Origin of the sequence: Paenibacillus ihumii (assembly GCF_001403875.1) — a bacterium.
Classification (GTDB): Bacteria; Bacillota; Bacilli; order Paenibacillales; family Paenibacillaceae; genus Fontibacillus; species Fontibacillus ihumii.
The window spans coordinates 2,320,783-2,346,593 of sequence record NZ_LN884299.1 but is presented as its reverse complement, the minus strand read 5'-3'; the positions used below and the strand labels follow the sequence as shown (position 1 = coordinate 2,346,593).

The window sequence follows — 25,811 nt, the reverse complement described above, 5'->3', positions numbered from 1 at the left end:
GACTGCCGCTATCACACGATTCCGGGCACAACTATAAAAGGACGGGGTGCATACATGTCACAGAGTAAGGAATTACAAATGGTGCTTCCGCTTATCCCGATGCAAAAAGGGATGCTCTACCATTATCTGCTGGACCGGGATTCGAATGCCTATTTCGAACAAATGGCGTTTCAATTTACAGGAAAGCTGGAGCTGCCGCTTTTTGAAGAGAGTTATAATTATATTCTGCAACGATACGATGCCTTTCGTACTGTGTTTATCCATGAAGGGATCGATGAGCCGGTACAAGTCGTGCTGAAGGAGCGCAAAGGCAGCATTCAGAGCGCCAATATTGCGCATCTGTCCAATACGGAGAAGGAAGCGTTTATTGAAGATTACATGAAGCAGGATCGGGAGAAGGGCTTTGATTTATCCAAGGATATTCTGTTCCGGATTTCAGTTCTGGAGCTGGATTCGAACTGCTGTCATGTGATTATCAGCAATCATCATATCATTATGGATGGATGGTGTCTGGGTAAAGTGCTCAATGAGCTCTTTACCGTATATCATCAGCTTAAGAATAAGCAGCCTGTCCAACTTGGCAAGGTGTATCCCTACAGTCATTTTGTCCGTTGGCTGGCCAAGCAGGACAAGGAAGAGGCCCTTGATTATTGGAGAAGCTACCTCGATGGATATGCCGAAAAAGCAAGTCTGCCGCAGGAATCCTCTGCAGCGGACGGATTCGAGCAGCAGCTCGATGACTGTTATCTTAGCCGGGAGTTAACTGCGGCTCTGAATGAGCTGTCCAAGATGTACCAGGTTACATTAAATAATACGGTACAGGTGATTTGGGCGATTCTGCTCCAGCGCTATAACCGTTGTGACGATATTGTCTTCGGTTCGGTTGTATCCGGGAGACCCTCCCATATTGAGGGTGTGGAAGAGATGGTCGGGCTGTTCATCAATACCGTCCCGGTGAGAGTCCAAGCCTCCCCGAATCAAGCCTTTAGCGATCTGCTAAAGCAGGTCTGGAAGCAATTTGTCGCGTCGGAGAATTATCATTATGTATCGCTGGCAGATATTCAGGCGGCTTCCGAACTGAAGCAGGAACTGCTTGATCATCTGCTAGTTTTTCAGAATTACCCGATCGATACTCAGTTAGATCATCATGAAGTCCAACGGGATGCGGCAGCGGTGCAAGACTTCAGAAGCTTTGAGCAGACAAGCTATGATTTCAATGTCACCATCGTTCCAGGGGAAGAGCTGAGACTTAACTTTAATTATAACGGGCTGAAGTACAGCAGGGATGCCGTCGCCAACATTGGAGAGCATTTTCGGCACATCGCAGAGCAAGTTGTAGGGGATCCTGACATTTATCTGAACCGGATCGAATTGATTACCGAGGCGGAGAAGCTGCAGATTCTGCAGCAGTTTAATGCGACAGCCCGATCGTATGAGCTGAACCAAACTACTCCCCAACTGTTTGAACAGCAGGCGGAGCAATATCCGGATCAAACAGCCGTGGTGTTCAAGCAGGAGAAGTTAACGTATCGAGAGCTGAACGAACGTGCGAACCAGTTAGCCGGATGGCTCCGCAAAAAAGGAGTACAGCCTGATTCCATCGTAGGCATTATGCTCGACCGATCGCTCGATTTGCTGATTGCGGTGATGGGGGTATTAAAGGCTGGCGGAGCGTATTTGCCGATTGACCCGCAGTACCCGCAGGAACGTGTCCAATATATATTGGATGACAGCGAAACGTCATTATTGATCACAGACCGCAACAGTGTGAGCACGGCAGCTTTTCACAAAGAAGTCGTCTATATGGATGAACCGGAAATAAGCAAAGAAAGCATCGCAAATCCGGAGAGCAGCAGCGCTCCTCATCATTTGGCCTATGTCATTTATACCTCCGGTACAACCGGGCTGCCGAAGGGGGTTTTGATTGAGCATCGTAATCTCGTTAATGCAACTTACGCATGGAGAGAGGAGTACGGGCTAGATCGGAAAAGAATGAATTTGCTTCAAATGGCCAGCTTTTCTTTTGACGTATTTGCGGGGGATGTGTCCCGAACCCTGCTTAATGGAGGGACGCTGGTGCTATGTCCGGCGGAGGCTAAGCTGTCTCCAGCAGATACATATGATCTGCTTGTGAATCATAACATTCATATTTTTGAATCCACACCGGCGCTCATTCTGCCCTTGATGGAGTATGTGTATGAGCATGGGAAAGCGCTCCCATCGCTGGATCTGTTGATTCTTGGCTCTGATAGCTGCTCCTCCGTAGATTTCGAAAAGCTGCTATGCCGTTTTGGCCAAGACATGAGAATCATCAACAGCTATGGCGTAACCGAGGCCTGCATTGATTCCAGCTATTATGAGGCGGATAGTCCTCGCTTAAACGTAAAGGGGCATGTGCCGATTGGCAGGCCATTGCCGAATATGAAGCTCTACATCGTCGATGCCGATAGACGGCTGATGCCTGTCGGAATTGACGGCGAGCTATGTATCGGAGGGGCGGGGGTAGCCCGCGGCTATATGAATAAACCTGAATTGACGGCAGAAAGATTCGTCCCCAATCCGTTTGTTCCCGGTGAGCGGATGTACTGTACGGGAGACTACGCACGATGGCTGCCTACCGGAGATATTCAGTTTATCGGCAGAGAGGATACACAAATTAAAATTCGCGGCTACCGGATCGAGTTGAGCGAAATTACAGCACGGCTGCTCGAGCATTCCGCCATCGAAAGAGCGGTTGTCATTGCCCGCGAGGAAGGAGGCCAGCCCGCCTATTTATGCGCCTATATTGTGCCAAGAGCGAAGTGGAATGCAGCGGAGCTGCGCGCATATCTTCAGCAGTTTTTGCCGGAGTATATGCTGCCAAGCCAATTTCTCGCACTGGAAGCTCTGCCCCTTACACCTAACGGAAAAGTAGATACGAGAGCACTGCCTGAGCCGGAAGGCGGGACAGAGAGCGGTACGGAGTATGCTCCTGCTAGAAATGAGCTGGAGGAGAAGCTGGTAGAGATTTGGGAAGGGGTGCTGAACAAGCGGAGAATCGGGATTCGGGATCACTTCTTTGTCCTGGGCGGCCATTCCCTTAAAGCGACGGTGCTTGTCTCGAGAATTCATAAGCATTTGGGATTGGAGCTGCCTTTGCGGGAGGTTTTTCAGCGGCCAACTATTGAACAAATGGCGGAATATTTGCAAACAGCTGTCAATAACAGCTTCGAGGCGATCCCAATCGCACCGTTGAAAGAGTTCTATCCGGTTTCCTTTGCCCAGCGCAGAATGTATGTGGTTAGCCAGCTGGAGGAACATGGGATTAACTACAATATGCCGAATGTATTGCGAGTCGAAGGACCGCTCGATCCCATCAGGCTGCAAGCCAGCTTTCGCGATCTGATGCAACGGCATGAAGCTCTGCGCACAAGCTTTGCAATGGTGGACGGGGAGCTTGTACAGCGTATTCATGAACAGCCAGAGCTGAGAATTAACTTTATGGCAGAAGAAGTATCTCTGGAGGCTCAGATCGATGCTTTTATTCAACCATTCGACCTCGGTCAAGCTCCTCTGCTGCGGGTTGGAGTCATTCGAAGAAGCGAGCAGGAGCATATTCTTCTGATTGATATGCATCATATCATCTCGGATGGTCTAACAACGGATATATTGCTTCATGACTGGCTATGCCTCTACGAGAACCAAGGCGATGCGCTGCCCAAGCTGCGGATACAATACAAGGATTATGCGCAGTGGCAGAGCGAGTGGCTGCAATCCGACAGCTATAAGGAACAGGAGCGATATTGGCTAGAAACATTGAAGGGCGATATCCCGGTGCTGAATCTCCCTGTGGACTACCCGCGGCCAGCTGTTCAGCAATTTGCCGGAAATGTCATTGAGTTCAGCATGGATAAGGAGCTCACCGCGAAGCTGAAGGAGCTCATGCGGGAGGAAGAAACAACGCTTTATATGACGCTGCTGGCCGCCTATAATCTGCTTCTGTCCAAATATAGCAGTCAGGAAGATATTATGGTCGGGAGTGTCGTAGCCGGAAGGCATCATTCCGATCTTGAATCGGTGGCAGGCATGTTTGTAAATACACTGATTATGCGGAATAAGGTTGCAAGCAGCCATACTGTTCAACAATTACTTCAGTCGGTCAAAGACAACTGTCTGAAAGCGTTCGAAAATCAGGATTATCCTTACGAGGAACTGATTGAAAAGCTGGGTGTACAGCGGGATTTAAGCCGGAATCCTTTGTTCGATACGATGTTTATCGTTCAAAGCGTGGAGCAGCAAGCTCAGCAGCCGGCTTCTGTGCAGCAAGGGCTAAGAGTAACTCCCTACCCGCATGAACATCATGTATCCAAGTTTGACCTGACACTGATGGCTGTGGATGCTGAGGATGAGGTATTATTCAGCTTGGAATATTGTACGAAGCTGTTTAATGAAGACACGGTGCGTCGCATGGCGGGACACTTCTGTACAATTATTGGGGAAATCGTCAGGAATAAGGACAAAAGGGTTGCTGAAATTGAGCTGCTCACATCCTCAGAGAGAGAAATCGTTCAGTATGAGTTCAACAGGACGTATGCCGAATTTCCAAAGGATACAACGATACAAGCTCTATTCGAGGAACAGGCAAAGAGAACCCCAGACAGGACAGCACTGTTGATGGGGGAGGAGAGGCTGACCTACAGCCAGCTCAATGAACGGGCAGCTCAGCTGGGATACCTGCTGCGATCCAAAGGCATCGGCACCGAATGCATAGTTGGGATTATGATGGAACGCTCCTTCGAGATGATGGCCGGGGTTTTGGGGATTTTAATGGCGGGAGGAGCTTATTTGCCGATTGATCCGGCTTATCCCGCTGAACGGATAAATTATTTGCTGAAGGATAGCGGTACAAAGCTGCTGTTGACCTGCGGGCCATTACCCAATGGCCTGCAATTCGATGGGGAAATTCTGGATTTGGAGACAAGCCCTCCTGCATTTGTTGAGGCAGGCACTTTGCCTAGAGGCAATGCTAGTGATTTGGCGTATGTCATCTATACATCTGGCTCGACCGGTCAGCCCAAAGGGGTGATGATCGAGCAAGCCGGGGTAGTAAATGTGTTATTCAGCTTACAGCAGGAATACCCGTTGGGGGAGCAGGATCGATATTTACTAAAGACGAATTATACCTTCGATGTATCGGTTACCGAGCTCTTTGGCTGGATCCCGGGCGGAGGCTCATTAGTCATTCTGCCTCCCGAAGACGAGAAGGATCCCGAAAAATTAATATCGGCTATTGAGAAAAATCAGGTAACACATATTAATTTTGTTCCTTCGATGCTGCAGTTATTTGCCGCTGGCGAACATAGTCTGGAACGAATCAGCAGCTTGAAATATATCCTGATTGCCGGGGAGCCGCTCCCTCATGAGCTGGTGAAGAAGCTGTATCAAAGACTCCCGGCTGGCATCCGGCTTGAAAATATTTACGGACCGACGGAAGGGACGATCTATGCAACGAAGCATTCCGTAGGGAGAGAGTGTGCACAGATTCCCATCGGCAGGCCGCTTGATAATGTCAGAATCTATATTCTTAATCAGGAGCAGCATCTTCAGCCTATTGGGATACCTGGTGAATTATGCATTGCCGGAGAAGGGGTAGCCCGCGGATACCTGAACCGGGCCGAGCTGACTCTGGAGAAATTCGCCGAGAACCCTTACGAGCCCGGGCAACGGATGTACCGGTCAGGCGATCTGGCAAGATGGCTGCCTGATGGAAGCATTGAATATATGGGCCGGCTGGATCATCAGGTAAAAATCAGGGGCTACCGCATTGAACTTGGTGAAATCACAGAGCAAATGCGGAGGCATCCTGCCATCAAGGATGTTGTCGTTATGCCTCATGCCGTTTCAGATGGGGATACGAGCTTGGTGGCCTATCTTGTCTCTGACCAGGTCTGGAGCATCACTGAGGTGCGGCAGCATTTGTCCATAACTTTGCCTGAATATATGATTCCTTCGTATGTCATCCAGATCGAGCGACTTCCCTTAACGGCTAGCGGGAAAGTCGACAGGAATCGGCTGCCAAAGCCTGACGGATTAATAAGGACGCATGCGGCATATGTACCTCCAAGGACGTTGCTGGAGCTACAGCTTGAACGAATTTGGAGAGAGGTGCTTGGCATTAAACGGGCTGGCATCAACGACAGCTTCTTCGAGCTGGGAGGACATTCCCTTAAGGCGACAGCGATGTTATCCCGGATGCAGAGAGAATTGCAGATTGAAGTTCCTTTGCGAATCGTTTTTCAAAGAAAAACAATCCAGGAGCTGGCAGCCTATATTGAGGAACATGACCTGCAGAACAAGTATTCATCCATACCTGCGGTGCCGGAAAGGGAGTATTATCCGGTGTCTTCTGCACAGAAGCGGATTTATATGGTCAGTCAGGTGGAGGAGGAGGATATCGGTTACAATCTGCCGGTTGTTCAGCCGTTGTCCGGAGATATCGATCCTGTTCATTTCCGCGCAGCCTTGGAGAAGATGATCGTCCGCCATGAAGCATTAAGGACTTCATTTGATATTGCCGAGGGAGAACTGGTGCAGATCGTTCATCCGCATGCAGAACTGGCCTTTGAAATTATTGAAACAGATGAGTCCAAGCTTCAGGAGACGATAACCGCTTTTGTCCGCCCGTTTGATCTGTCCGCGGCTCCCTTAGCCCGGTTTGCGTTAATTAAGACCAGCGAGAATAGAACGCTATTTCTATACGATATGCATCATATTATTTCGGATGCTGCCTCTTTGTCTGTGTTTAACCAGGAGCTGCTCTGGATCTATGAGAACGGCGAGCTGCCTCCGTTAAGAATTCAATATAAGGATTATGCGGTATGGCAGCAGCAGGTGCTGAAGGCTGATCTTCTTGCGCAGCAAGAGCAGTATTGGCTGAAGCAGTTCGAAGGGGAAATTCCGGTTCTGGATTTGCCTACAGATTATCCCCGCCCCTCTGTACAGCAATTTGATGGGGGCAAGGTATCCTTTGAATGGTCCTCTGAGCTGACACATGAGCTTAGGAAGATTTCTGCAGCTCACGGAACGACCCTGTTCAGCACCTTGTTGGCAGCCTTCAGTATCCTTCTGACCAAATATACCGGACAGGAGGACAATGTGATTGGAACCGTCCTAGTCGGGCGGCCGCATAGCGATTTGGAAAATCTGATGGGGATGTTTGTCAAAACCGTCCCGATTCGCAGTTTGCCTGCCGGAAGCAAGGCATTTCCGGTGTTCTTGAAGGAGGTTCAAGAGCAGATTCTATTGGCTCAGGATCATCAGGATTATCCGTTCGAGGAGCTGGTCGAGAAGCTGAATGTTCAACGGGATTTAAGCCGCCATCCTTTGTTTGACGTCATGATCACTATGCTGACCGTCGAAGCCCCGGACCATATGGATGATTCATCCGTTGATCATCATGAGACTGGAGAGGAATACGAATTTAATATTTCCAAGTTCGACTTGGCGCTGGATATTATTGAAGAGCCCGGCAGTCTCAAGCTGGCCTTTGAGTACAGTACAAGTCTGTTCAAGAAATCAACTATTCAGAGAATGGCAGGTCATTTTACTGAGATTATCTACGGAATTGTCTCGCAGGCTCAGGTGAGAATCGCAGAACTGAACATGATTACACAGGCAGAGAAGCGGCAAATCCTTCATGATTTTAATGATACAGCGATGAGCTATCCCTCTGATAAAACGATCATGCAATGCTTTGAGCAGCAGGTTAACAGTACACCTGATCACCCCATGCTGTACTACAAGGGAGAGGCTCACAGCTATGCCCAGGTGAATGGGAAGGCGAATCAACTGGCGAACCGCCTCCGTGCCGAGGGCGTCGGCAGAGGCAGCCTGGTAGGAATTATGGCGGAACGATCCGTGGAATACATTGTTGGCGTACTGGCTGTCCTGAAGGCCGGCGGCGCCTATATTCCGGTCGATCCCAGCTACCCTAGGGATCGAATCGCTCATATCTTTGAGGACAGTCAAGCCAGTCTGCTGCTCATGAATGGGAGAGATGTACAACGAGCGCCGGCAGGTCATACCATTGTATTGCTGGATGATCCGCTTAGCTATCAGGGCAGCGCAGACAATCAGGCAATGGAGGGAGTCTCCGCTTATGACCGGGCTTATATTATATATACATCCGGATCAACCGGTCTTCCCAAGGGGGTTATCATCCGGCAGAATAGCGTAATCAACCTGGCGCAATGGTTCCACAACACCTACAACTTGACGAAAAATAACAAGGTCATTCAAATGACCAATATTTCATTTGACGTATCGGTTCTGGAGACTTTGGTCACCTTCCTGCATGGGGGAACCTTATTTATTCCGGATGCGGAAATTATTTTAGACAGGCAGGCCTTCTACGAATATGTGAACAGGCACCGTATTCAGGTCTGCCAGTTTGTTCCGGTAACCTTGCAGGAATTGGTTGCTCATTCCCCTAGGATGGAAAGTCTGCAGGTGTTAATCTCCGGAGGAGACAAGCTGGAGCCTTCTCTGGTCAATCAGGTAGTCAGCAAGGGCTACAGGTTGTTTAATCATTATGGTCCGACGGAGACTACCGTGGATGTTCTGCATCACCCCTGTGCTCTGAATGAAGAAACGGTACTATTAGGCCGACCGTTCGGCAATGTGCATGCCTATGTTCTGAATGCGCTGGGTCAATTGCAGCCGATTGGTGTTCCGGGCGAGCTATGTATCGCAGGAGCCTGCGTAGCGGAGGGCTATCTCAATCAACCTGAGCTGACAGCGGCCAAGTTTATTGATAATCCGTTTGTGTCAGGCGAGAGACTGTATCGAACCGGGGATGCTGCGCGCTGGAATGAGGCGGGGGAGCTTGAATTTCTGGGACGGCTTGACAATCAGGTTAAAATCCGTGGTTTCCGTATTGAGATTGGGGAAGTGGAGAGCAGGCTTCTTACTCATGAGTCCATTCAGGAAGCGATCGTTATCGCGAAGGTTATCCATGGAAGCAAGCAATTATGTGCTTATGTGAAATCCGATCAGGAAATGACCACTTCACAGTACAGGGCAATTCTGGAGGAGCATTTGCCCCATTATATGATTCCTTCCTTTTTCATACGATTGGAGTCATTCCCGCTAACGCCTAACGGGAAGGTGGACCGCAAGGCACTTCCTATTCCAGAAGGTGTGATTTACCGGAACACGGAGTATGTCGCCCCAAGAAATGCAACGGAAAGAAAATTAGTGGAGTTGTTTGCAGAAGGGATCGGCATTCCTGAAGCTCAAATTAGCATGCATGATAATTTCTTTGAATTGGGGGGCCATTCGCTGGTTATTCTCAAGCTGCTCGCCAAAACCTATGTCCTTCAGTGGCCGCTTACGATAAAGGATTTTTATATATGCAAAAATATCGAGCAGCTGGCAGCCAAAATAGATGGCACCCTTGCTGTAGAGGAGGAGCCAACAACGGGCTTGCACCGTCCGCAAACCGAATGGATACAGCGAAAAGCCCAACAGCCTGTTCAGTTAAGCGGGGAGCAGGCTCCACTGGATCATGTACTGCTTACGGGAGCAACCGGTTTTCTTGGCATTCATTTGCTATATGAGCTATTGACTGATACGGGAGCCGAGATTCACTGCATTATCAGAGGAAAGGATAGATTCATGGCCCAGCAGCGGCTAGTGAAGAAGCTTCATTTTTATTTTCCCGATGAGGCTGATGAGCAAATGAATTTCTGGTTGGCTCGAATTCATGTCTACCCTGGGGATGTAACGAAAGCAGATTTAGGACTGTCTCCTGAGGTAAGGGAGCAATTGGGCCATTCTGTGGACAGCGTGATTCATACAGCAGCGCTGGTCAAGCATTATGGATACTATGAGGATTTTTATCGCATGAATGTTCAGGGGACAGCCCACGTGGCCGAATTCTGCCAAAGCTACAATCTCCGAATGCATCACATATCCACAACAAGTGTAGCGGGCAGCATCCCTCAAGACCGCCAGACTGAGATGAGTTTTACGGAGAGCAGCTTCTATATCGGGCAGAACTATGATGACAACCTCTATATCAGAAGTAAATTTGAGGCTGAAGGCTTGATCTATGAAGCTATGGAGAAGGGACTTCAAGCCTCGATATACCGGGTGGGCAATTTGACCGGTCGTTATGGAGACGGGGCTTTCCAGGAAAACATGGACGAGAATATGTTCTACAACCGCTTGAAATCCTTTATTCAAATCGGAATTGCTATAGCAGAAATGGCTGAGCAGACAGAGGAATTCACCCCGATTGACAGCTGTGCTGAAGCGATTCTAAAGATTGTCAGGACAAAGGAGGCAGCCGGGAACGTATTCCACATCTTCAACCCGCGGCCGACAACCTATGCCTTAATTTGTGAAGCATTGCAGGAGGCAGGGTATAAGATGGAACAACTAAGCGAGGCAGAGGCAGCCAGCCATCTGGAAGAGTTGATGAAAGACGAAAGCAAGCATGAATGGCTTAGCGGGTTTATGGCTGACAGGCCGGATGCAGAGGCGGAGGAGGCACAAATCAATGTAGATGTAGCCGCACCTTTTACACAGCATTATTTAGGCCAGCTTGGGTTCGATTATCCGCTTGTGAATCAGGAGTATATTCAAAAGCTGGTCAACTATATGTACAAAAGTGAAGTCAAACAAGATGCAATAAATAAATAATAATTACAAATTTAACACATGATTCAAATTAGTGTATAATAAACTGACTTTATAATTTTTACTAATGTGGTTAATATAGGTACCCTTGCCGGTGGTTAGGATATCTGCAAGGGTCTCCTCTTTTTTGCACGGAAGGATTGCCCATCGATACTCAAACCCAGTCATTATGAAAGGAAAGTGAATGCTAGATGAATGAAGTGCCCCATATGATTGAGCTGAAAGGCCTTACCCGATTTTATGATAAGCATCTTGCTGTAGACAATCTATCTATCTCTGTTCCCCAGGGGGAAATCTTTGCTTTCCTTGGAAGTAATGGAGCCGGGAAAACTACAACGATGAAAATGATGACAGGCCAGCTAAAGCCATCCTCAGGCAGTATTTTGATTAAAGGGATTGACATGTGGAAGGATAAAAGCATTCGGAAAATTACAGGGTATGTACCTGATGTCCCCCTACTGCATGAAGGCTTGACAGGCCGGGAGATGCTGCGATTTGTCGGTGGCTTGTACGGACTTGGAAGGGAAGAGATCCATCATAGGACGGAGGAATTGCTGGCTCAGTTTGGCTTGCTGGAGAGTGCGGATAAGTTAATCAAGGCTTATTCCTTAGGGATGAAAAGGAAAACCGCTATTGCGTGCGGACTCATTCACAACCCAGAGGTTCTATTCCTGGATGAAGTAACCAATGGTCTAGATCCTTTGGCCGCTCGAGAGGTCAAGGATCAAATCTATCGATCAGCGAAGAAGAATGGCGTCACCGTGTTTCTTACGACGCATATTCTTGATGTGGTAGAGGAGATGGCTGACACGATTGCTATTCTGGACGCCGGGAAGATTCAGGCCATGGGGACGATGGAGGAGCTGCGCCAAAGCCGGGGCATGGAATCGGAGAGCAAGCTGGAGGAGATCTTTCTATCTCTAATAGAAAGGGGTGAAAAACCTGTTACCCTCAACAATTAAATCGATTATCTATTACTATAATCGCCCTTTCCTGAATCAGTATTTATACCACAGCCGGGCTAAATTGCTAATCTGGATTCTATTGCTAGGAATCGCGATTCCCATTTATTTTTCAGAGAAATTTGGGAATATTTTTATGGAGGCCGATTTATCTAAAAAAATTCTCTTTATTGTCGCTGAAAGTCTGCTTGTCGGCTTGCTCCGTGCTATGAACGATCTGCCTTCGCAAATGTACATGCAAAAAAATTTGATGCTGTTTCATTCGTCGGGTATCTCTAACTTTCAGCTCATTATGGGACAATGGCTATCCCGGATGCCTTTATATTTATGGGCAGCTTTAATCCTGACGATTCCGCTGACAAGCGGCCTGGGCATGGCCCATAAATTGACGACAGGGGTATTGTTGTTTGTCATTGGATTTGCAGCCGAGATGACCGTCGATCTGGTCTGCCGCTATATGATGATTATTACCATGTATTATATTCCGGCCATCGTAAAGGGATTTGTCGGCATAGCGACGATTGGTTATTTGGCGTTGTTCGGCTTTATCGTATGGGTGCTAGTTTCACTGGAGTCGGTATCCTCTGTTTTTTGGAGCCAATTTGAACAGATCATGTATCCGGTTGCTGCGGTCTGCGGTGCAGGTGTAATCGTATTGCTTCTTCTCACAGGGAAAATGGGGGAGCTGTATTATGAAGGCTGGCTTCGATTTGTAGAGAATGATAAAAGGATCCAGAACAAAGATAGCGGGATTTCCCATCTGATCTCAACTCCGCAAAATGCAGTTATGATCAAGGATTGGATTTTAATTATTAAAAATAAGATTACATTAGTGAGAGTAGGCTTATGGCTGATTGGAATGATTGCAGCTATTGTTCTCACAAAAATCGGAATGTTTAATTCCTTCCTTACCGGGCAGAACACCCCTGCTTATGTATTTGGATTTGTCGTTCTCTATACCATGCTGGCGTTTGGTGAGATTGTGTCTGCGCTATATCAGCAAGAAAAGCAGAGCTATCTTCTTTATTTTATGAGCGGAACCAAGGGCAGGCATATTTTCACGGCGAAATTTATAACTTCGGTTTTGCTGGTTGTAGTTCCCGTACTGATCGGGTACCCTGTGGTAGCTCTGTTCTTGCAGATCGATGGCCTAGTGATCTTACAAACGCTGGTGTGGTGCGTATCCATCACGATGGGCGCTATTTTACTGCAATTGGGGATTGCTTCCCTTGATCGAAAGGGAGGGCAGGCAGTCATGATGATCATCAAAGAGGAAGATTCCAACGGGATGCTGGAGCAGGTGCCGCAAAGTCCGATCCCTATATTGTCCAGCTTTGCTGGCCTGATTTATACGCTTATCGCTGTTGCACTATATTGGTTCAATCTGCATTATCTCTTTTCTGTGTTGCTTTTCTTGCCATGTCTCGCTATGTTTGGTTTAGGAGTGCGTGCCAGTGAATATCGATAACTTGCCGAGAAAAGAAGCCGTAACTAAGCCGGAAAGCACCCGATTGCAAAAATCGCTCCAGCTATGTATGCTGCTGATGACGACGATCATTTATGGGGGAGGCTACTTCCTCCTATCCAGAAATGAAGAGTTACTGGTCAATCAAACTATGATCGTCACAGCCGGAATCCTAATTGTAATTCCTATGCTTAGCTTGTTTGTCAGTCTGCTGACAGCAGCGCCGTTTGTATTCTTTTATATGATGACTGGCATATCCTTTCTGCTTGCAGCTTTGATATTGCCCAATCCAAGGCCAGAATTGTATACATATGCTATACAGTGGGGAGGCCCTCCGATTCTGGCCAGCTTTGTTGTCTTTTTTCTGTATAAGCTAATCAAGGTCAGGCAGGATTTTTTACGGGTTGATCCATCCAAAGAAACGATCGTACGGCTGGAGCAAAGCTTGACACCGCTGTTTGGCCAAGGCTTGCTCAGGAGGCTGGCCTTCAATGAGATTAGGTTGTGGTATTATTGCTTGTATGTCTGGTTTAAGCCGCCGAAAATTGATGCGGACGTATCCTACACCTACCACAAAACCTCTATGATTAAAGTATTGATTATTTTTGGATGCATCATGCTTCTGATTGATGTTAGCGTCCTTCACTTATTAATCAGCCTGTTTAGTAAGACGCTAGCATGGATCATTACGATTTCCAGCATTTACCTGATGTTCCAATTGGTCGCCTTCTATAATTCATGTCGGTATGAGCCGCATATGGTGACGGATAAAGTCATTATATTAAGACTTGGGTTTTATTCGAGGACGGAATTCAGCCCGGATCAAATTGATGTCTTTCGCCATGCGCCTAAAAATATTAGTGACGAAGACAAGACAAAAGATACCTTCAATTGTGTTTTAAGTCTTGATTCGCCCCAATATGAGCTTGTATTAAAAGAACCGCACTGGAAGACCTATATGCTGGGCGGCAAGGAGCAAATCACTAAGATATGGATCAAGCTCGACGATCCGGATGCCTTTCAGGATGCGGTACACCTGAAAATAAACGCAGAAGCTTAAAAAATCATATTCTTTAAAATGGGGTAAAGGATAATTCCTTTACCCTATTTTTTTCCTCCGTATTTCTTTGAGGATGGATGAGCAATTCGGTCTACATATCATCAAAAATTTTACATGGAGCTAAGGCTTCACAGTAAAACAGGGAAAAAGAAGCCGATAGACTGCAGGCTCGCCTGATGGGTACTGCAGCGTCAACGGCTTCTTTTTCCGATAAAGTGATATTACTAATTTGACCCTGGTTCGTGTGCTAATCAGGATCGATTATCTTTAAGCTCTGCATATTCATCGGCTATTTGCCCAAGAAGCGGGTGCTCCTTCGGCAGTTCCGTATATTTCTCAATGGCTTCATGGACACCATGCTCATGAATATAGGCCTGCAGCTCGGCTGCTTCCGGATCGCCGTCCTCTTGGAACAGCAGGGCTGCGGCAATGGCCCTGGTCAGATGGGGGACAGCAATCTCCAGCTCATGGGCCAGCCGCGCCGGTCTTACGAGCCGATCGTTCGCGGAAATTTTCCGGATCGGGGAGCGGCCAACGCGTACGATCTCATCGGTCAAGTAAGGATTGATGAAGCGCTCCAGAATTTGCTCGACGTACTGGCGATGCGATGCCTCATCGAATGAATACATTTGGATAAGCATCTCTCCCGATTCCTGCAAAGCTCCTTTAACCTCGCCAACGACAACCGGGTCTTTCATCGCTTCCTGAATCGTTTCGTATCCGCGGAGGAAGCCGTGGTAGGCGGCAATGCAGTGTCCCGTATTGACGGTGAACAATTTACGTTCGATATAGGGCAGCAACCGGTCTACATAATGTACGCCGGCGATTTCCTTGAATTCACCGCGTATCGCCGACCGGTCGACGGTCCATTCATAGAAGGGCTCGACCGTGACAAGCAGCGGATCATCATGCTGCTGCAGCGGCACGATCCGATCCACGGCGGCATCGGGAAAATCGATCGTTTGGTCGGCTTGTCTTTTTACTGCTTCGGACAGATGCTCGTATACATGATGTTTAAGCTGTGTGCTGCCGCCGATGGCATTTTCACACGCAATGATTTGAAGCGGGCGTTCGCCTCGAGCCAGCCTCAGCTCGATCCCTTCGGCAATGGCAGCCGCAATATGCTTAAGTACAGAGACGCCGACGGCGGTGGTAACGATGTCGGCTTTGGCAACCGTCTCGGCGACAAGGGCAGTGTTCTTGCCATCAATGGCGGTGACATTCTCCACGGTGATCGAAGCGGCTTCTTCATTGGCCAAAGCGACTGTATACTGGCGTTTGCTCCGCAGCAGCTCGACCAGCTTGTCATTCACGTCGACGAAGGTGACCTCGTATCCGGATTTCGAGAGCAGTAGGCCGATAAACCCGCGCCCGATATTGCCGGCCCCGAAATGTACGGCCTTCATTCGCTCAACCCCTGTTCGAAGATGGCAATGAGCTCCTCCTCCGAGGTCGCATTTACGATCCGTTCCATTTCTTCGTCATCGGAGACGAGCACGGCCACATTCGTTAAAATTCCCATATGATCATCGCGGATGGCAGCAAGCCCGATGACTAAGCGCGCAGGCTCATCGCCGCCGAAGTCGATCCCGTCCGGGGCGGTAAGTATAGCCATGCCCGTGGATTTGATCATGGATTTGGCTTCGTTGGTGCCGTGAGGCATCGCCAGGCCTCCGCCAAGATAGGTGGAGAGGGAGTTCTCACGCTCAATCATTTTCTCGATATATTCCTGCGGCGCGTGCCCTGCATCGACCAGCATTTGTCCCACCATGCGAATGGCTTCGTACTTATCCTGAACCTTCACATTCAGCTTCACTTTATCTTTAGATAGAATAGTCATGTTAATCTCTCCAATCCAATTTTCTAATCATATATTTCTCCAGCTGCCCGGAAATAAAGCTCTTGATTTCCTCTTTGCTCCCTCCCTCCAACAGGGTAGTCATCTCGGTCAGAAGCAGCATTCCGCTGATCTCGCTGAGTACCTCCAGGCTAGCCTTATCCAGCTTCAACGGTCCTAGCATCATCAGGACCTGCTTCACGGAGCCCGCTTCATAATTCAGCTCGATAGGCAAATCATAGCGGAAGAGGGAGATCACAGGATGCTGAACCCATTCGCTGCGCGTGTGGATCAGGGCAATCTCCGTATCCGGCATGACCAGGCTGCCCTGCTGCTCCCGTTGAAGCAGCTGCCCCACGATCTTCTCCTTATGGAGCAGAACGCTTGGCTGATCGATGGTGGACACCATATGCAGCAGCTGGCTTGCCAAATCCGGGCCGCCGGCAGCCCGCTCCATCCGATGGACTAGGAAATTGTCGAGCAGCCGCAGCACAATATCCGAGTAAAGGCGGAGCTGTCTTAGCCTATCTACCGGGCCGCGGTCCGAATCCGCCAGCACAGCGGGGGAGGGCTCTTTGCTTTTTAAAGTAATGTCATGGATAAAATCTCGCAGCTTAACAGTCTCATCCTCCGTAAGCAGCGGGCTGATCTTGATATACCTATCGGACGCCAGCGGCAAATTGACGGTAGAAATGATCAAATCATAATCATCTGCAGGCAGCCGTACGGCCTCGTACCAAGAGAGATGGCCGATCAATTCGATCTGCGGCAGCTCCTTGGAAATGCGTACTGCAAGCAGCTTGGATGATCCGATGCCGCTTGTGCATACGAGCACGGCCCGAACCTTCCACGGCAATTGCTTCAGCCGTTCAATAGCTGCCCCAAAGTGCATGACGATATATCCGATTTCCTCGTCGGGAATGTGGATATTTTGCACAAATGTGTCAATACCTTGTCTGACGAGGGTAAATAATTCATCATAGTCTTTTTTGATTTGCGTCAGGATCGGATTCCGAATGGCGATGCCGTTGGCAATTCTTTGAAAGGCAGGGTGCATGTGCTGGATCAAGCCTTCCACCAGCGAGCGGTCATTCATCAATGAAATTTGCGTCTTGTCTTCGATGAAGCGGATCAGCCCGGTTACCGTCTCGATGAGAGACATATCGTTGTGGTTGACCAGAAGCCCCAGCTCGTGCTGTGCTTCATCGGTCAGCAAGGCGCTGATGTAAGCAGCTTCCTGATCAGGCAGCTGCAGGTCGAGCAGCTGGAGCAGACGGTCGAGCTGATCATTCTCCCTGCCATTCCCAGCAGCTGCCTGTGCCGGTGGGGCCGATGCGCCCGATGCGCCCAATGGAACAGCAGCCTCAGAATTGCTTGGCTGGATTAAGCAGCCGAGCTGGATACGGGTCAAAGCCACGGACAGCCGAATGAGCAGCCTTGTGTAAGCATCCTCGGACAAGCGGAGCGGCCACTGCTTGTTCATTTGCCATAGCGCTCTTTCAAGCTTGAAGAATTGTTCTCTGCCGACCATGGACATCAACTGACTGGTCAATGGATGCACGACCGTATGGTCGGTTCCATCGTCATGGTGCCCGAACAGGTCCGAGTCATCCAAGTATCTGATCGCCAGAAGGCTGATCATTTGCCGTTTGGCTTGCTCCTTGCCTGTCAGTTCAACCCCGTAGCCGCGTTTACGGACCAGCGTGAGCCGCTGCTCGTTGATTTGATCCTCCAGCTGATCCAAATCGCTGCTGATGGTAGGCATCGTCACGTTCAGCTCATGGGCGAGCGTAAATAGCTTCACCGGCTCGTCATATTGCAGCAGCTTGCACAGGATCAGCACCCTGCGCTCCTCGGGAGAATAATCCGCAGGCACGGATAAGTTCAACTGCTGCTTGAAACGGTCAATGCTGCCGCCGTCCGCTTCGATTTTGATGCCAATCCCGGATTTCTTATGAAGTGCAATGCCATGAGCCGCAAGGGCCGGCTCAATATCGTTAAGCTCCCGGTGAATGGTGCGCGTACTGGTTCCGATTTCGGCAGCGATATCAGCTGCGGTAATGTCATTCTGTTGATTGAACAGCAGCTCTACAATCCGTCGTTGTCTAGTCGACATTATGATACGGCATCATCCTTCACGGTAGAAATGAGCCTAACGCCGACAGAATACTGTCAGCGTCAGGCTTGAAATTACTTGCTCAATCTATCGACGAGCGCATCATATTCAGGACTCTTCAGGAAATTATCGATGGATATATGCTCTGCTTTAGGATTTTTCTGACGTGCCCGATCGGTCAGCGTCTTATGGGTGAAGATGATGTCGGCATCATCCGGGATGTCGTTGATCGCCGTATTGGTGACTGTAATCGGCAAGCCGGCGGCTGTAACCTTTTTCCGGAGAATAGAAGCCCCCATGGCACTGGAGCCCATACCTGCATCGCAGGAGAAGACGATTTTCTTCACCTCGTCTTTGGATTTGACCGCAGCATTGGCTGCAGCAGCACTGGTTACAGCAGCGCTGGAAGCAGCGGTTCCTTTAGCATCCGCCTTCATTTGCTGCATTCTCGCTTGTGCTTCTTCCAGATCCGTACCTTCCTCGGCGCTAGCCTTCGTTGTTTTCAACAGCAGGGAAGCGATCAAGAAGGACACGACCGTTGCCACCAGAACGCCGGCAAACATAGGAAGGTAACCGCCCTTAGGCGTCATGGCCATATAGGCAATGATACTTCCCGGGGATGGCGCAGCTACGAGGCCCGCTCCCAGAATCGAGAAGGTGAATGTACCCGCCATACCGCCGCCAATCGCAGCAAGGATCAGACGCGGATTCATCAGGATGTACGGGAAGTAAATCTCATGAATCCCGCCGAGGAAGTGAATGATGACAGCCCCAGGCGCGGAATTCTTAACCATTCCTCGGCCGAAAACCCAGTAAGCCAGCAGAATGCCAAGACCAGGTCCCGGGTTGGATTCCAGCATGAAAATAACGGATTGCCCGGCCTTGGACACCTGCTCCAGCGCCAGCGGACCAAGAATTCCGTGGTTGATGGCATTGTTCAGGAACAATACTTTAGCAGGCTCTATCAGCAGGTTAGCAAGCGGAAGAAGACCTGTATTGATCAGGAACTGAACGCCTGCGGCAAGGACGTCGCTGAATGCTTGAACGACTGGACCGACGCCTTTGAAGGCCGCCAGGGCCAGTGCGCCGCCGATGATCCCCGAGGAGAAGTTGTTGACCAGCATTTCGAAGCCGGCAGGGATTTTGCCTTCAACGGCCTTATCGAATTTCTTGAGCACCCAGGCGCCTAATGGACCCATAATCATGGCTCCGAGGAACATAGGGATATCGGCTCCTACCACGACGCCCATCGTTACGACGGCGCCAATAACGCCGCCCCTTACGCCGTGAACCATATGCCCGCCCGTATAACCGATGAGCAGCGGCAGCAAGTAAGTAATCATAGGATCGACAAGCGAAGCGAGACTTTCATTCGGGACCCAACCCGTTGGGATGAAGAGAGCGGTAATCAGACCCCAGGCAATGAATGCACCGATGTTCGGCATAACCATTCCGCTCAGGAATCTGCCGAAACGCTGCACTTGAACTTTAAAACCAGATGATTGTGCAGTATCCATATGATATTAACCTCCACAAAAATATTTGTTGGATCTGAAAATAAGGAGTAGTTCATATATCCTATACTTATCGTATCTGTCAGCGATTTCACTGGCAATCAAATCAAAAGCAGGTTGCTTCATGAGGGCTGTTGCCATGATTTTATTGTCTGATGAATGCCGCCGGCTTATACCTCCAAAGCTTCATAAGAGCCTATTATGGCCAAGAAACGTGGTACAATGGAATATTAAGCATGAAATAACAAGTTTAAAGGAGTACGTTAAAATGATCGATCTTCATCGGATGCGGCAGACGATCCAGACAGGGGATCAGGCGCAGATAGTTTCATTTGTACAAGGGTTCAGACCGATTGATTTGGCAGAAAGCTTGGAGAAATTGAAGGCGGAGGAGCAGCTTCAGCTGATGGACCTGCTGCCGCCGGCGGCAGCTGCGGAAATTCTGGAGTTTGTGGAGCCGCTTGTGCAGTATCAAATTTTGCATCGTTTAAAGGAGGAGCTGACCTCTCGAATCCTTAATGAGCTGCCCAGCGACATCGTGGCGGATATGATGCTGGCGATTCATAGATATCAGGCGGACCAGCTGCTTGACCTGCTGCCGGAGGATTACCGCGAACGCATCCAGACGTTGATGACGTTTCCGGAGGAGACGGCGGGGAGTCTGGCCACGATCGATTACATCGCCGCACCAGGGCAGTGGACGATGGAAGCGACGCTTGAGCATATACGCAAAGTGGGACGAGAGGCCGAGATTACGGCATATATTTATGTAACCGGGTTGAAGGGGGAACTGCTGGGGGTCGTTTCGCTGAAAAAAATCATTCTGGCGGACCCGCATACTCTGCTGCAGGAAATCGCGGATGAGCCCATCTCCGTGCCGGCCAACATGGGCCAGGAGCAGGCCGCAGAGCTGCTGTCGCGCTATGATTGGGTCGCTCTGCCCGTAGTGGATGCGCAGCACCGCCTGATCGGCGTCATTACGGTCGATGATTTGATCGACGTAATGCAGGAGGAGGCGACGGAGGACATTCAAATGCTGGGCGGCAGCCAGCCGCTGGAGAATGTATACTTCAAAACCTCTGTGTTTCACCTGTACCGCAAGAGGATCATTTGGCTGCTCATCTTGTTCGTGGCCGAAGCCTATACAGGCACGGTTCTGAGACATTATGAGGATACGCTTACGAATGTCATTTCGCTCGCCTTTTTCATTCCTCTCCTGATTGGTACCGGAGGCAATACGGGAACCCAGACGGTATCAACGCTCGTTCGGGCTCTTGCCGTAGGGGAGGTGCATTTTCGCGATTTGTTTCGCGTCATCCAGAAGGAGCTGGCAACGGGGCTTATGACCGGGGCAACGATTTTTGTGATCGCCTTTCTGCGTGCCTGGATGCTGGGCGTGGAACTGAACGTGGGTCTAGTCGTCGGCATCACTGCCCTGATGATCGTTATATGGGCATCCCTGGTCGCGGCTATTTTGCCCCTGGTGCTGCATAAGCTGAAGGCGGATCCGGCCGTCATCTCGGGGCCATTTATCACGACGCTCGTAGACGGCACCGGCCTGGTTATTTATTTCACGGTGGCAAGAATACTGCTTAATCTCTAGCTGCCAAAAGGATGAAGGACCTAACAGATACAGGTCTTTTTCTTCACGCCGAGCTTGCCGCGCTCCTCTACCTTGCGGATATATTCGGCCGCGGACGGAACCTTGCAAGCGGTTCGGCCGACGTCAACGTGAACTTTTCCGATGCTCTCCGCAACTCCAAAGGCTTCCTTATATAAAGGAGTCACATAACTGCCCGTGATGATGACGAAGGTATTCATGATGTACCGTACCCGGTTCTGCTCTTTATGGATCGTTGCTTCGATCTGGCGCAGCAAAGAACGGATTTCCTCCATATCGAGCTGTTCGTCAGGAGTGATCGAGATGTAGTTGGCATACGTGCTCCAGCCGCAGGCGGCAACCATTTCCTCGGCAGAGCGCATCCATTCCCTGGCAAGCTCCAGCGCGTACGGGCTTTCCGCAGCAACGCCGGCAACAGTATATTCGGCGAGCATGTACCAGTTGGCCTGTTTGACCCAATGCTCAAGCTGCGGCTTCGTCATCATTTGCGGGTTAACGGCCAGGCCTGCCAAATACATGGCATCGGAATTGCCTGAATCGAAAAGAGCCAGGGCCAAGTCCTGATCCTTCGCTACCGGCTTGACCAGTTTTTTTAAATCCCCGACCTTTACTCCGAACAGCGGCTCTTTGGCGCCGTGGCGAATAAAGGTCCTCTTTGTCTGCTCCGTCCCTAACTCCTCGAGCTTTGTCATGATTTCTGCGAATGTCATATGGCCACTCTCCTATGGATTTATGGATTCTATGGTACCATACTGCGGCCGGAAGGAGGGCAGGTAAGGAAACCCAGCATTGACTTTTTAGGAAATGATTTTCATTAAATAAGCTGTCGAAGAAAATAATTTACAGAATCGAAGGTTCATGATAACTTGAATACATAAGAGCCGGGAAGCTTAAGCTCCATCCGAATGATTCCTGGTGATCATAATTTCTTAATTGAGAAGTGTGGAGTGATTACATATGAATGAGGATTATAAAGTCTTCCATAAGATCCATCGTAATTTTAATTGTGTTGTCGGCTCAGCGATGATGCATGCGGTGGAGGTTACAAAACAGTTCATGGAGGCGTGAGAGAATGAAAATTTTGGCTGCAGATATCGGTGGGACGAATACCAAGCTATGCATTTGTGATGAGCACGGAAGCATTGAGCAGTTCCAGGAGTACGACACGGAAAGCCGGCAGGGCGGCCCGCATGTCATGGCCAGGCTGATGGATAAGATCGCTGAATATGACGCATTTGATGCGATTGCGATCAGCACGGCTGGACAAGTCGATTCCGAAGCGGGAGCGATTGTCTTCGCTAACAGCAATATACCTGATTATACCGGCATGAGAGTGAAGGATATGCTGGAAGAGCGATTCCATAAGCCCGTAAAGGTTGAAAATGACGTAAACGCAGCTGCGCTAGGCGAAGCCTTCTTCGGTGCGGCGCGCCACTTGAAGGATTTCTTATGCTTAACCTTTGGTACGGGAATTGGCGGCGCCATTGTCATCGATCGCCGGGTCTATAAAGGTGCTAACGGCGTTGCGGCCGAATTCGGTCATATCATGACTCATGCTCCAGCTGATTTCCGGGGGGAGGGCCATTATTTCTACGAGAAATACGCCTCAACGACGGCTTTGGTGCAAAAGGCCAGGCAGATTGACCCTGACTGTACGAACGGTAAAATATTGTTTGCGAAAATAAAGCAGGGGAACGAACAGCTGGAGCAGGCTCTGCATGCATGGGCCGATGAAGTCGCGTACGGCCTGACCTCGATCATTCATATTTTTAATCCGTCCGCCGTTATTGTCGGGGGCGGCGTTATGGAGCAGGAGGATTTGGTCCGGCTGGTTGAAGCAAAAACTAGGGTATTCGTTATGCAGAGCTATAAGGACGTGAAAATACTTAAGGCCTCTTTAGGGAATAAAGCAGGCGTTCTCGGAGCGGCATCATTATTTTTGCGTCAGTAAGAAGAAGCTATAGCAGGGCCCCTACAACTGCGAGTCTTGGAATGCAAATTTCTAAGGCTCGCTTTTTTAGTACCCTAAATACATCTATCTCTTTGATCTTACCTATGCTGGGGCGTCGGATTTAACCTCCTGAGGCTGGACTTTTCAACGATGCTGTCGTATGTAATAACTATGGACGGTAAAGATAATCCTGTTGTTTGTCAGGAATACATCTCTCGCTGCGTCTAACAAATAATCATCAACATGATTAGCTTCCTGGCCCGATGTCGGGCTTAGTATAAAATCAGTTGGAGAGGATGATGAACATGGATTACATGAAGCTGGCTGTAGATAAAACTATCGAATGGATGAACGAGAACATTGGAGGGCCATTCGGCGCTGCCGTCGTCCGCGGCGATGAAATTATTGCTGTCACCGGCAACCGGGTCATCGCCGATACCGATCCTTCGCAGCATGCGGAAATGGCCGCCATCCGGGAAGCTTGTCAAAGGCTGGGTACGACGGATCTGTCCGACTGTGTTATTTACGCAACCTGCGAGCCTTGTCCCATGTGCGTGTCCGTCATTATCTGGTCGGGTATCAAAGAGGTATACTACTGCAATACGGCTGAAGATGCACATAAGCACGGCTTCAGCGATCTGCATTTGCGCGACTACCTGACGGGGAAGGATAAGAGCGTGCTGAAGATGGTCAAGGTACCGGCCCGCGAGGATTGCGACTATTTATTCGAGCACTTTCACAGGCTGAAGGAGAATAAATAGAAGCGATGCGCCCCGATTTTCCACCCCTTCCCAGCTGCTTTCCGAGCCGGGAAGGGCTATTTGATATGCGGCATTTTCGCCTTGTTGGTTGCTGGAGCTACCTATACAAAGTGATTGTTCAAAACCGCCCGTAAATATGATAAGATTCAACGGATTAGACAATTTTCAAGTATTTTCGCGCTGAAATGGGAGACTCGTGAATGAAAAGAATGAAACTGTCGCTGCGGTATTTGATTGTCAGTGTGGCTCTATTATCTTTTATATTAACGCTGCTTGGCAGCCTGCTGAGCGGTTATAATACGTATAAACAGACGCTGATCACAAGCACGCTAGAAACGAATCGGATGTATGCAGAGAAGCTGGCTCAGACGACGGAGACGTTCCTGCAAACAACTTTGCAAACCTTGAGCGTCAGCGCTGAGGATATAGCTTTAATCATGGATAATGAGAAGGCGCTGCTTCGGGAGGCGGATCGCCTCATGCAGCAGACACGAACCTTCAATTCGGTAGTGATTACGAATGCGGACGGCAAAGTTCTGGCGACATCCCCCCAATCGCTTGATCTTAAAGGACAAATGCTGACCTCCCCCTCAAGCAAGGATGCGCTTGAAGATCGCAGGCCGCTCATTTCCAAGCCTTATGAAGCCATAACCGGTCGCCTGATTATTTTTATCTCCTATCCGATTTTCGATCAGCATCATAATTATCTGGGATTGGTAGGCGGAACGATCTATTTGAAAGAAGTGAACATTCTCAACGAAATTTTGGGAGAGCATTTCTATAAAGACGGATCCTATGTTTACGTCGTTGACCGGGATGGGCGGATTATTTATCATCAGGATCAAGGCCGTGTCAATGATGTCGTAGACAGCAATCCGGTTGTGCAGAAGCTTATGGAAGGGCAGCGAGGGGCCGAGCGCGTCATGAATACGAAGAATAAGGATGTGCTGACGGGATACAGTTACATTCCTACGGCGGAATGGGGCGTTGTCTCCCAGCGGGAGACTTCAATTACGCTGGCCCCCGCGAAGCAGATGCTGCGAAAAATGATTGTTACGTCCTTTCCATTCTTGTTTGTGTCGCTTATTTTTATCGTCTGGCTGTCCAATAAAATCGCCCACCCGCTGCATAAACTGGCCTATTATACCGAGAACAGCACGGAGAAGAATCAAGAGAAGCATATCGCGAAAATATCGGCCTGGTATTACGAGGTCATCCAATTGAAAAAGGCGCTTGCCCATAGCCTTGCTATTCTTCATAACCGCATCAATTATTCGAATCATCAGTCCAGGACCGATCCGCTTACGAAGCTGACGAATCGCCGCGGAATGGACGAGCATATGAAGAAGTGGCTGGAGGAAAAGAAGCCGTTCTCCCTGATCCTGCTGGATATTGATCATTTCAAGCGGGTCAATGACACTTACGGCCATGCCGCCGGCGACCATGTGCTGCAATTTCTGGCCATGCTGATGACCGAGTCGGTGGAGCCGCATCATATTTGCTGCCGCTATGGCGGGGAGGAATTCGTCATTCTGCTGCCGGGCACAGTGCAGAAGGATGCCGTACGGGTGGCGGAGCGGCTGAGATCGAAGATGGAGAGCACGGTTAGTCCATGCGGCGACATCGTAACGATTTCCGCGGGAGTGGCGGCATACCCCGATCAGGCCGCAGATTTCGATGCGCTAATTGCTGATGCGGATGATTGCTTGTATGAAGCGAAGAAGCGCGGGCGGAACCAGGTTGTCGCCTTTGAAGGGCACGATGCCATTTAAGCATGGCTATAAGCATTTATCATCGGTTCCAGCTAGCTGCATATGCGCCGACACAGCCGACCAGGGGACGGG

13 protein-coding genes are annotated in these 25,811 nt (G+C 49.4%); 8 read left to right on the top strand and 5 right to left on the bottom strand.

Translation table 11 applies throughout. The annotated features are described in order from the left end of the window. Positions 1 to 54 precede the first annotated feature (54 nt). From BN2762_RS17915 to BN2762_RS17900, 4 genes are all read left to right on the top strand, one after another. Entirely contained in the window at positions 55 to 10,683 is a 10,629-nt protein-coding gene (locus BN2762_RS17915; protein WP_187386550.1) for a non-ribosomal peptide synthetase, read from the top strand. Positions 10,684 to 10,871: 188 nt separating this feature from the next. Further along, complete coding sequence (locus BN2762_RS17910) at positions 10,872 to 11,642, top strand: ABC transporter ATP-binding protein (RefSeq protein ID WP_230202537.1); 771 nt, start codon at positions 10,872 to 10,874, stop codon at positions 11,640 to 11,642. Then, positions 11,614 to 13,110, top strand: coding sequence for a hypothetical protein (locus BN2762_RS17905; protein ID WP_055108257.1), 1,497 nt, complete (start codon positions 11,614 to 11,616; stop codon positions 13,108 to 13,110). Before BN2762_RS17910 ends, BN2762_RS17905 begins: the two co-directional genes overlap by 29 nt. Further along, positions 13,097 to 14,167: a hypothetical protein gene (locus tag BN2762_RS17900; protein WP_055108256.1), complete on the top strand. Its 1,071-nt coding sequence runs from the start codon at positions 13,097 to 13,099 to the stop codon at positions 14,165 to 14,167. Before BN2762_RS17905 ends, BN2762_RS17900 begins: the two co-directional genes overlap by 14 nt. A gap of 251 nt (positions 14,168 to 14,418) precedes the next feature. Here the strand turns inward: BN2762_RS17900 and BN2762_RS17895 are convergent, their stop codons facing one another. The 4 genes from BN2762_RS17895 to BN2762_RS17880 form a co-directional block, all read right to left on the bottom strand. Continuing rightward, positions 14,419 to 15,573 (bottom strand): mannitol-1-phosphate 5-dehydrogenase, encoded by a 1,155-nt coding sequence (locus BN2762_RS17895; RefSeq protein ID WP_055108255.1) that lies wholly within the window; start codon positions 15,571 to 15,573, stop codon positions 14,419 to 14,421. Then, positions 15,570 to 16,007 (bottom strand): PTS mannitol transporter subunit IIA, encoded by a 438-nt coding sequence (locus BN2762_RS17890; protein WP_055108254.1) that lies wholly within the window; start codon positions 16,005 to 16,007, stop codon positions 15,570 to 15,572. Before BN2762_RS17890 ends, BN2762_RS17895 begins: the two co-directional genes overlap by 4 nt. A 1-nt stretch (position 16,008) precedes the next feature. Further along, positions 16,009 to 18,120: a BglG family transcription antiterminator gene (locus tag BN2762_RS17885; RefSeq protein WP_055108253.1), complete on the bottom strand. Its 2,112-nt coding sequence runs from the start codon at positions 18,118 to 18,120 to the stop codon at positions 16,009 to 16,011. Between the two features lie 74 nt (positions 18,121 to 18,194). After that, entirely contained in the window at positions 18,195 to 19,637 is a 1,443-nt protein-coding gene (locus tag BN2762_RS17880) for a PTS mannitol transporter subunit IIBC (protein ID WP_055108252.1), read from the bottom strand. Between the two features lie 265 nt (positions 19,638 to 19,902). Between BN2762_RS17880 and mgtE the strand changes: the two genes are divergently transcribed. After that, positions 19,903 to 21,237 carry a magnesium transporter gene (gene mgtE, locus BN2762_RS17875; protein ID WP_083485004.1) on the top strand — a complete coding sequence of 445 codons (1,335 nt, stop codon included), beginning with the start codon at positions 19,903 to 19,905 and terminating at the stop codon, positions 21,235 to 21,237. A 20-nt stretch (positions 21,238 to 21,257) separates the two neighbouring features. Here the strand turns inward: mgtE and BN2762_RS17870 are convergent, their stop codons facing one another. Beyond that, complete coding sequence (locus BN2762_RS17870) at positions 21,258 to 21,965, bottom strand: DNA alkylation repair protein (protein WP_055108251.1); 708 nt, start codon at positions 21,963 to 21,965, stop codon at positions 21,258 to 21,260. A gap of 362 nt (positions 21,966 to 22,327) precedes the next feature. Here BN2762_RS17870 and BN2762_RS17865 point away from each other — a divergent pair, with 362 nt between their 5' ends. The 3 genes from BN2762_RS17865 (at position 22,328) to BN2762_RS17855 (ending at position 25,739) form a co-directional block, all read left to right on the top strand. Then, on the top strand, positions 22,328 to 23,206 hold the full coding sequence (locus BN2762_RS17865; protein WP_055108250.1) for an ROK family protein: 879 nt from the start codon (positions 22,328 to 22,330) through the stop codon (positions 23,204 to 23,206). 305 nt (positions 23,207 to 23,511) lie between these two features. Beyond that, positions 23,512 to 23,967 (top strand): nucleoside deaminase, encoded by a 456-nt coding sequence (locus tag BN2762_RS17860; RefSeq protein WP_055110180.1) that lies wholly within the window; start codon positions 23,512 to 23,514, stop codon positions 23,965 to 23,967. Positions 23,968 to 24,167: 200 nt separating this feature from the next. Further along, the gene (locus BN2762_RS17855; RefSeq protein ID WP_055108249.1) at positions 24,168 to 25,739 is read left to right on the top strand and encodes a sensor domain-containing diguanylate cyclase; all 1,572 of its coding nucleotides are present in this window, start codon (positions 24,168 to 24,170) and stop codon (positions 25,737 to 25,739) included. The last annotated feature ends 72 nt before the right edge of the window (positions 25,740 to 25,811 follow it).